Origin of the sequence: Frigoribacterium sp. RIT-PI-h, from assembly GCF_001297205.1 — a bacterium.
Classification (GTDB): domain Bacteria; phylum Actinomycetota; class Actinomycetes; order Actinomycetales; family Microbacteriaceae; genus Frigoribacterium.
Map to the genome: position 1 here is coordinate 1 of NZ_LHOZ01000095.1, position 8,068 is coordinate 8,068.

The window sequence follows — 8,068 nt, forward strand, 5'->3', positions numbered from 1 at the left end:
GTGCTGCCCGACCCGCCGGCGCGCGACCGACCGCCCGACCCGCGCCTCCGGACGGCGGAGTCCGAGGCGTCTACGCGTCGACGACGTCACCGTCGTCGACCCGGCGATGATGAAGCGCGCCATCGGTGGCACCGTCGTCGGCAACACCATGGAGTGGTACGACGTCGGCGTCTACGGCTACCTCGCCGTCACGATGGGCCGGGTTGTCCTGCCCGAGGCCGACCCGTCGCTGCAGATCCTCTTCAGCCTCGGCGTCTTCGCCTCGACCTACGTCGCCCGCCCGCTCGGCGGGGTCGTCTTCGGGCGCCTCGGCGACCGGGTCGGACGCCAGAAGGTGCTGGCGACCACGCTCATCCTGATGGCGGGCGCCACCTTCCTGATCGGCGTCCTGCCCGACTTCGCCGCGATCGGCGCCCTCGCCCCGATCGCCCTCGTCGTGCTCAAGCTGTTGCAGGGCTTCTCGACCGGCGGCGAATACGCCGGGGCGACGACCTTCGTCAGCGAGTACGCCCCCGACAAGCGACGCGGCTTCTTCGCGAGCATCCTCGACCTCGGCAGCTACCTCGGCTTCGCGCTCGGCGCCGCCGTCGTGTCGGTGCTCCAGCTGCTGACCACCGAGCAGCAGATGCTCGACTGGGCCTGGCGCCTGCCGTTCCTGCTGGCCGGCGTGCTCGGGGTCGTCGCGATCTACTTCCGCCTGAAGATCGAGGAGTCGCCCGCGTTCCAGGCGACCCAGGACGCGCAAGAGAGCAAGGTCGGCGAGATCGCCGACGCCCAGGGCCGTCCGCGCAACACCCTCGCGCTGATCCGACAGCACTGGCGCCCGATCGTCATCGCGATCGGCCTCGTCGCCGCGTCCAACACCGTCGGCTACGCGCTGACCAGCTACATGCCGACCTATCTGACCGACTCGCTCGGCTACGACCCGCTGCACGGCACGTTGCTGACCATCCCGGTGCTCGTGCTGCTCGCCCTGCTCCTGCCGGTGGCCGGCCGGCTCAGCGACCGCATCGGTCGTCGACCCGTCATGTGGCTCGGCGCCGCGTCGGTGCTGCTTCTCGCCCTGCCGGCGTTCCTGCTGATCGGCCTCGGCAGCATCGCGACGACGCTCGCCGGACTCTCGCTGCTGGCCGTCAGCGTGGCGCTCTGGGTGTCGAGCCAGGCGTCGTCGCTGCCCGCGCTGTTCCCGACCGCCAGCCGCTACGGCGCGATGGGTGTGTCGTACAACGTCGCGATCGCCGTGTTCGGCGGGACGACGCCGCTGGTCATCCAGGCGCTGCTGCAGGCGACGGGCAACGAGCTCGTGCCGGCGTTCTTCCTCATGGCGACCTCGCTGGTCGGAGCCGTGGCGGTCTGGTTCATGAAGGAGTCGTCGCAGCGCCCGCTGCCCGGCTCGATGCCGAGCGTGGCCACCGAGGCCGAGGCGCACGAGCTGGTCGAGTCGCAGGACGCCAACCCGAACATCGACCTCGGGGACCTGCCCTTCCTCGACGCCGAGCCCGCCGAGCCCGCGCCGACCGCTCGGGAGGCCGCCACGCGGTAGCCGGCCCGCTAGCGCAGCCCGGCGCGGCCCGCGAGGTACGCGGCGAGGTCGCGCACCTCGCCGGCCGCCGCGCCCCACCGCACGAGCGCCCGCCCGTCGCGGACCGGGAGGCGCTGCTCGCCCGCCTGCAACGCCCCGGTCGACAGGTCCACCGGCTCGTACGCGTAGGTCACGACCTCGCCCTCGGCGAACTGGCCCCGGACCGCCGCGCGCCGTTCGGCCTTGCGCTGTTCGACCTGGGCGGACAGGTGCTGGGAGCGGGTCGGCGTCACGGCCCGCGTGATGCGACCGGTCTCGAAGACGCGGCCGTCGGTGCCGAGCAACAGCACCCCGAGGCGCCAGGCGCGGCCGGCGGGCTCGAGCGGCTCCGCCGTCTTCGCCGCGACGATGCGCCGGGCGGGCTTGTACCGGGCGAGGGCCTCGCTGCGCGCCTCGCGGGCGGCCAGGTCGGCGGCCGCGTGCTCGACGAGGGCGCGGAGCGAGGCGGCCACCTCGTCGTCGGAGGGGGAGTCGGGGGCCGGCACCGCGCCTCCTGCGGTCGGATCGTCCACGTGGTGCTCGCGCGGTGGGATCAGGCGTCGTAGCCGTGGTCGAGGAAGTCCTCGATCACGTCGACGACGAACGCGTGGTCGTGGGCCTGGGGCAGGCCCGAGACCCCGGCCGAGCCGCCGCCGCCGACGCCCACGACGCGGACGGGGAACAGCCCGCCGTGCGCGGCGTAGAGGCCGGTGTCGAGGCGCGCCTTCTCGTCGAAGCTGCCGCCCTGCACACGGAACGACTCGCCCACCCGGTACGAGCTCTGCCCGTACCGCTCGACGACGCGGGCCTTGCGGTCGAGCCACTCGTCGTTGTCGAGGCTGCTGCCGGGCAGGGCCGCGTGGAAGGCCCGCTGCCGACCGTGCCGCACGGTGACGGCGACGGCGAGGTCACGGCGCCGGGCCTCGGCCAGCAGGTGGGCGCCCAGGTCGAGGGCGACGTCGAGGGTGAACCGCCGGAAGACGAGACGCTCTTCTTGCTCGATGAGGGTCTGCAGCAAGGTGTCGTCGGTCATCGGTGGCCTCCTGTGGTGGTCGGGCGGTCTGCTCGGGGATGTGCCGACGCCTCGGCGCGGCACGGTCAGAGCCTAGGCCCGGCCCCTGTCGACGGGCTGGTGCCGGGGCGTGCGCCCGAGCGGCGGAGTGGTCAGGCCGAGGCCGCGACGCAGGGCGACCCCTGGCGGGCCGACAAGCCGCAGTAGACGCCGACGAGGTCGTCGGCCGAGCGCGACCACGGGTGGTCGAGCGCGTGGGACCGGGAGGCGCGCGAGAGTCGTTCGCGCAGCCCCGCGTCCGCGAGCACCTGCGTCCGGGCCCGGGCCCAGGTCTGCGGATCACGCAGCGTGAGCACGATGCCCGTCACGCCGTCGACCACCGACTCGCGGAGCCCGCCCGAGGCCGCGGCGATGACGGGGACGCCGCTGGCCGCGGCCTCGAGGGCGATGAGCCCGTAGGTCTCGGAGTGCGAGGGCACGAGCACCAGCGACGCGTCGCGCAGCAGCGCGGCGAGGCCCGGCCGCGAGCGTGGGCCGAGGAAGTGCACGGTGAGGTCGAGTTCGTCGCTCAAGGCGCTCGGCTCGGACTCGTAGCCGGCGAACTCGGTCGAGGCGCCCCCGGCGATGACGAGCTCGGGGCGGACCTCGGCGGGCACGGCCGCCACGGCCCGCATGGCGAGGTCGGGAGCCTTGAGGGGTTCGAGCCGACCGGCCACGACGACGTAGGGGCGGGCCGGCGCGGGGTGGTCGGCCGCCGCGGGGTGGAACAGCTCGGCGTCGACGCCCGGCAGGACGACGTGGACCCGGTCGGCCCGGCCGCCGAGCCGGGACGTGACGGTCTCGGCCTCGGCGTGGCTGATGGCGACGACCGCGTCCGACTCACGGGCGGGCATCCCCTCGCCGGCGAGACGCCCCGGGGACTCGGCGCGTTCGCCGTGCGAGAGGGGGGTCGAGTCGTGGGCGGCGATCGAGTGGAAGCTCTGCAGGTGGGGCACGCCGAGGGCGCGGGCCACGGGCAGGGCGGCCATGCCCGAGAACCAGTGGTGCGAGTGGACGACGTCCCACGGCCCGAGCTCGGCGAGCCGGTCGCGGAACTCGTCGACGAAGAGCTCGTTGCGCCCCTTGGTGACGGGCTCGGCCGGGCCGGCGTCGAGGAACCGGAGGGTCACCCCGGGCGACAAGGCCAGGCTCGCGGGTTCGTCGGGCGAGGAGCGACGGGTCAGGATCTCGACCTCGTGCCCCGCGGCCCCGAGCGCCTCGGCCTGGTTGCGCACGACGACGTTCATGCCGCCGACGTCACCCGACCCGGGCTCGGCACCGGGGGACGTGTGCAGCGACACGAGGGCGATGCGGAGCGTGGGGGAGGCGGTGGTCACTTCCCGAGGGGACCGGCCCGCCGTCCCCGCGGTCTGCCCGTCGGAGGTCAGGCGACGCCACCCGTCCAGAAGGCGCGGACGTCGTCGAGGACGGCCTCGGCCTGCCGCCGACCGGCTTCGGCGGCCGGGCGCCTGGTGCTCGTGGCGAGCACGTCGGTGCCGAACGCCTGCAGGGATTCGGCGTCGGCCTCGACGACCAGCACGTCCCGACCGGCGGCGCGTCGGGCGCCGACGACCTGCGGCAGGGTCGGGCCGAGCGGCGAGACGTCGAGCTCGGGGCCGCACGACAGCACCAGCACCCGGTCGTAGTCGTCGGCCAGGTCGGCGTTCGTGCCCGAGCGGACGCCGCCGTCCATGGTCGGGCGGCCGTCGACCTCGACGGTCGGCCACACGACGGGCACCGAGCAACTCGCGGCCACGGCGCGGTACAGGTCGACACCCGAACCGGCGTCGAGCGGGCGGAAGGTGCCGTCGGTGGCGTCCACGGTGCAGACGGTCAGGGCCGCGTCGGGCCAGGCGGCGCCTCCGAAGCGGTCCCGCATCGTCGTGACGAGCTCGGGTTCGTCCGCGACCACGGGCGTCTCGCGCGCCAACGCGCCGATCCGGGCCCGCGCCTCCTGCTGACCGGTCGCCCCGGCGAGGGCCTGACCGAGCGTCTGCTGGAACACGTCGGGGTCGATCGAGCCCGACGGCAGTTCCGTGACGGCCTCGAACTGCTCGCGCAACCCTTCGTCGACGCGGCCGAGCCGCACCATCGTGCCGACGACCGACCCGGCCGAGGTGCCGACGACGAGGTCGGCGTCGTCGACGGGCACGCCCGCCTCGAGCAGCCGCGACAGCACGCCGAGCTCCCACGCGATGCCGGTGATGCCGCCGCCGCCCAGGACGAGGGCGGTGCGGGTGGGGGTCGTGGTCGTGCTCATGTCTCTCCTCGGTCGTGGTGGCGGTCCGGGCAGGAGGCGCGGTGCGTCCCTCGGGGCCGCGCTCGACAGTAGGCCGGTCGCCTCGCGACGTCCTCGGGCAGGTGTCAGGCGGGCCGGAGCTCGTCGGCGCGGCCGAGGTCCTGCACGTGCCACTCGGTCTGGGCGAGCGCCGAGCCCAACCGGTAGCCGTGCAGTGAGGCGATGCCGCCGCTCCACGACATGCGCTCGGCGACCTGCCAGACCGTCGGCCGGTCGAGCGCGTCCAGGGCGGCGGCGGCGTCACGGCTGCGGTCGGCCCGGTGCGCGATCAGGGCCTCGGCCCTCCCGCGGAGGCCGACGAAGCGGTACTCGTGCCCGGGGCAGACCTCGAGGGCGTCGGGTCCGGCGACGTCGAGCGCCACCATGCGGTCGAGTGACGCGAGGTAGTCCGTCAGCGGGTTCGTCCCGGTGCGTCCGCCGAGGCCGATCCCGGGGTTGATGCGCGGCAGGACGTGGTCGCCCGTGAAGACGAGTCGCTGCTCGGGTTCGACGAAACAGAGGTGGCCCGCGGTGTGACCCGGGGTGTGCACGGCACGCAGCAGCCGACCCGCGACCGGCAGCACGTCGCCGTCGCCGAGCAGCAGGTCGGCGGTTACCGCGGGCAGGTGGCGACCCGATCCCCAGGACGCGACCAGCGCCTCCTGGTCGTCTCCCGGCGCGCCCCAGCGGGCGATGTCGGCGTCGGCGGCCACGGCGTCGGACGTTCGCTCGCCCAGGGCGCGCTGCTCGGCGGCGTGCAGGGCGATCCGGGCGCCGGAGGCCCGGCGCAGTGCCTCGGCGCCGCCCAGGTGGTCGGCGTGCAGGTGGGTCACGGCGATCAGGGCGACGTCGGCGAGCGAGTGGTCGACCTCGGCGAGGGCGTTCTCGAGGCGGTCGAGGTTGCCGTCGGTGCCCCAGCCGGGGTCGATGACGGTCAGGGCGCCGTCCGAGCCCTCGACGACGTAGCCCAGCGAGTGGTCGTCGATGCCGTCGCCGAACTCGAACGCGACCGACCAGACGCCGTGCCGGACCTCCTCGACGGGTGGCAGGACACCCCGACGGACGGCGTGGGCCTGCACCGGGCTGAGCGGGACGGGAGGGGCAGGAGGCGCGGGTCGGCGGGCGGCGTCGGTCACCCCGCGAGCCTAACCAGCGCGACCCACCACCCGCGCCGTGCCCCTCGACGCCGCGCCCTTCGACGCCGCGCCGCTTCGACTACTCGGCGGAGACCTCGATCAGCACCTTGCCGACCACGTCGCCCTCGACGGCCTCGTGCGCTGCCGCGGTCTCGGCGAGCGGGAAGGTGTGCACCGGCAGGCCGGCGGCCTCGCCGACCGGCAGGACGCCGTCGCGCAGGGCCGCCGTGACGTCCTCGACGGCCGCCTGCAGCGCCTCCTCGCCCACGGTGTAGAGCAGGACGAACTGGAACCGGGTGTTGGTGATCATGTTCGCGCGGATGGGGATGGTCGTCGTGTCGCCGCCGTTGTCGGCGTAGATGGCCACGGAGGCGCGGTGCCCGACGACCTCGGACAGCAGGTCCGCGTTCTGCGAGATGGCGACCTCGACGACGACGTCGACGCCGTCGGGGGCGATCTCGCGGATCTCGGCGGCGGCGTCACCCGTCCGGTAGTTGACGACGTGGTGGGCGCCGGCGGCCGTGGCGAGGGCGGCCTTCTCGTCACTGCTGATCGTCGTGATCACCGTGGCCCCGGCCCAGCGCGCGAGCTGGATGGCGGCGTGGCCGACCGCACCCGCGCCTCCGGCGACGAGGACGACGGCGCCCTCGAGGCTGCCGGGGGTCAGGCGGCTCGGGCCGTCCTCCCACACGGTGAGCGCGCGGTGGGCGGTCATGGCGGGGACGCCGAGGCTCGCACCGACGTCGAGGCCGACGCCGTCGGGCAGCGGGACGACGCGAGAGGCGGGCAGGACGGTGAACTCCTGCGCGGTGCCGGTAGGGCGTTGGTGGGCCGAGAGGTAGGTCCAGACGCGGTCGCCGACCGACAGGCCGGTGACGCCCTCGCCGACGGCGTCGACGACGCCCGAGCCGTCCTGGTTCGGCGTGACCTCGGGGAACGGCAGCGACTCGCCGGGGCCGCCGCCCGCGCGGGACTTCCAGTCGGTGGGGTTGATGCCCGAGAACACGACGCGCACCCGCACCTCGCCGGCGGCGGGTTCGGGCAGGTCGCGGTCGACGAGCTGCAGCACGGTGGGGGCGGGTCCGGTCTCGGAGTACACGATCGACTTCATGCCCGGAGCCAACCAGACCCGGCCTCGCCGTGTTCCCGCCCGGACGCCACCGAGTGGACACGGCACCGCTGTACGTCGCGGTGTCGTGTCCACTCGACGGCGTCGTGTGGTCCGCGGGCGGACTCAGGCCCCGGCGCCGCGGAACAGGGCGAGCGCCAGCAGGTCGTCCTCGAACCCGCCGCCCTCGTGCCCGTTGTACGGCCAGACCGTGATGTCGGCCGCCCCGGCGTACGCGTGGAAGGCGCCGAACACCGTCGACGGCGGGCAGGTCGGGTCCATCAGCGCCGTCGTGAACAGGGCCGGGGCCGTGGCCCGCTTCGCGAAGTTGACCCCGTCGAAGTAGGCGAGCACGTCGTGCACCGAGGAGGCGCGGTGTCGGTGGACCGCCAGGTAGCGTCCGATCTCCTTGTACGGGTCGGCGTCGGTGATGACGGTCGCCCGGCGGAAATCGCAGAGGAACGGCACGTACGCCGCGACGGCGGCGAGGTCGGGGACGAGTCCGGCGACGGCGAGGGCGATGCCGCCGCCCTGGCTGCCGCCGACGACGGACACCCGGGACGCGTCGACGACGTCGAGCCCGCGGGCGGCCTCGACGGCCCGGACGGCGTCCGTGAAGACTCGCCGGTAGTAGTAGGTCTCCCGCGAGTCGATGCCCCGCGTCATGACGCCGGGGTGGGCCGGGCCCGAACCGTCGGGGTCGGGGGTGGCGCCGAGGCTCCACCCCGCGCCCTGGCCCCGGGTGTCCATCTGCAGGTGGGCGAACCCGGCGGACGACCAGAACAGGTTCTCGACGGCGGCGCCGCGGCCGCCGCCGTAGCCGACGAACTGGACGACCGCCGGCACCGGTCCCCCCGCCCCGGCGGGCACGCGCACCCAGGCCCGCACCGGGTGCCCCGGCCCCCACGCGCCGCCCCCGCAGCTGCGCGCCGCA

Annotated in this window: 8 protein-coding genes; 1 reads left to right on the forward strand and 7 read right to left on the reverse strand. The window is 74.8% G+C overall.

The genetic code is table 11. The features are described from left to right. Positions 1–1,543: MFS transporter (locus tag AEQ27_RS14435; protein WP_235451107.1), on the forward strand; the 1,543-nt coding region annotated here is incomplete at its 5' end. An 8-nt stretch (positions 1,544–1,551) separates the two neighbouring features. Here AEQ27_RS14435 and AEQ27_RS14440 read toward each other — a convergent pair. The 7 genes from AEQ27_RS14440 to AEQ27_RS14470 all read right to left on the reverse strand — a co-directional run. Further along, the gene (locus AEQ27_RS14440) at positions 1,552–2,094 is read right to left on the reverse strand and encodes a hypothetical protein (protein WP_054147303.1); all 543 of its coding nucleotides are present in this window, start codon (positions 2,092–2,094) and stop codon (positions 1,552–1,554) included. Positions 2,095–2,114: 20 nt separating this feature from the next. After that, positions 2,115–2,594: a heme-degrading domain-containing protein gene (locus AEQ27_RS14445; RefSeq protein ID WP_054147304.1), complete on the reverse strand. Its 480-nt coding sequence runs from the start codon at positions 2,592–2,594 to the stop codon at positions 2,115–2,117. A 131-nt stretch (positions 2,595–2,725) separates the two neighbouring features. Next, on the reverse strand, positions 2,726–3,949 hold the full coding sequence (locus AEQ27_RS14450; protein WP_054147305.1) for a glycosyltransferase: 1,224 nt from the start codon (positions 3,947–3,949) through the stop codon (positions 2,726–2,728). Between the two features lie 47 nt (positions 3,950–3,996). Next, positions 3,997–4,872, reverse strand: a complete 876-nt coding sequence (locus tag AEQ27_RS14455; RefSeq protein ID WP_054147306.1) for a patatin-like phospholipase family protein — start codon at positions 4,870–4,872, stop codon at positions 3,997–3,999. 104 nt (positions 4,873–4,976) lie between these two features. Then, positions 4,977–6,026 (reverse strand): MBL fold metallo-hydrolase, encoded by a 1,050-nt coding sequence (locus AEQ27_RS14460; RefSeq protein ID WP_082383617.1) that lies wholly within the window; start codon positions 6,024–6,026, stop codon positions 4,977–4,979. A 79-nt stretch (positions 6,027–6,105) separates the two neighbouring features. Then, positions 6,106–7,137 carry an NADPH:quinone reductase gene (locus AEQ27_RS14465; protein WP_054147308.1) on the reverse strand — a complete coding sequence of 344 codons (1,032 nt, stop codon included), beginning with the start codon at positions 7,135–7,137 and terminating at the stop codon, positions 6,106–6,108. A gap of 123 nt (positions 7,138–7,260) precedes the next feature. Beyond that, a partial coding sequence (locus AEQ27_RS14470) for an acetylxylan esterase (protein WP_082383618.1) occupies positions 7,261–8,068 on the reverse strand: 808 nt, incomplete at its 5' end.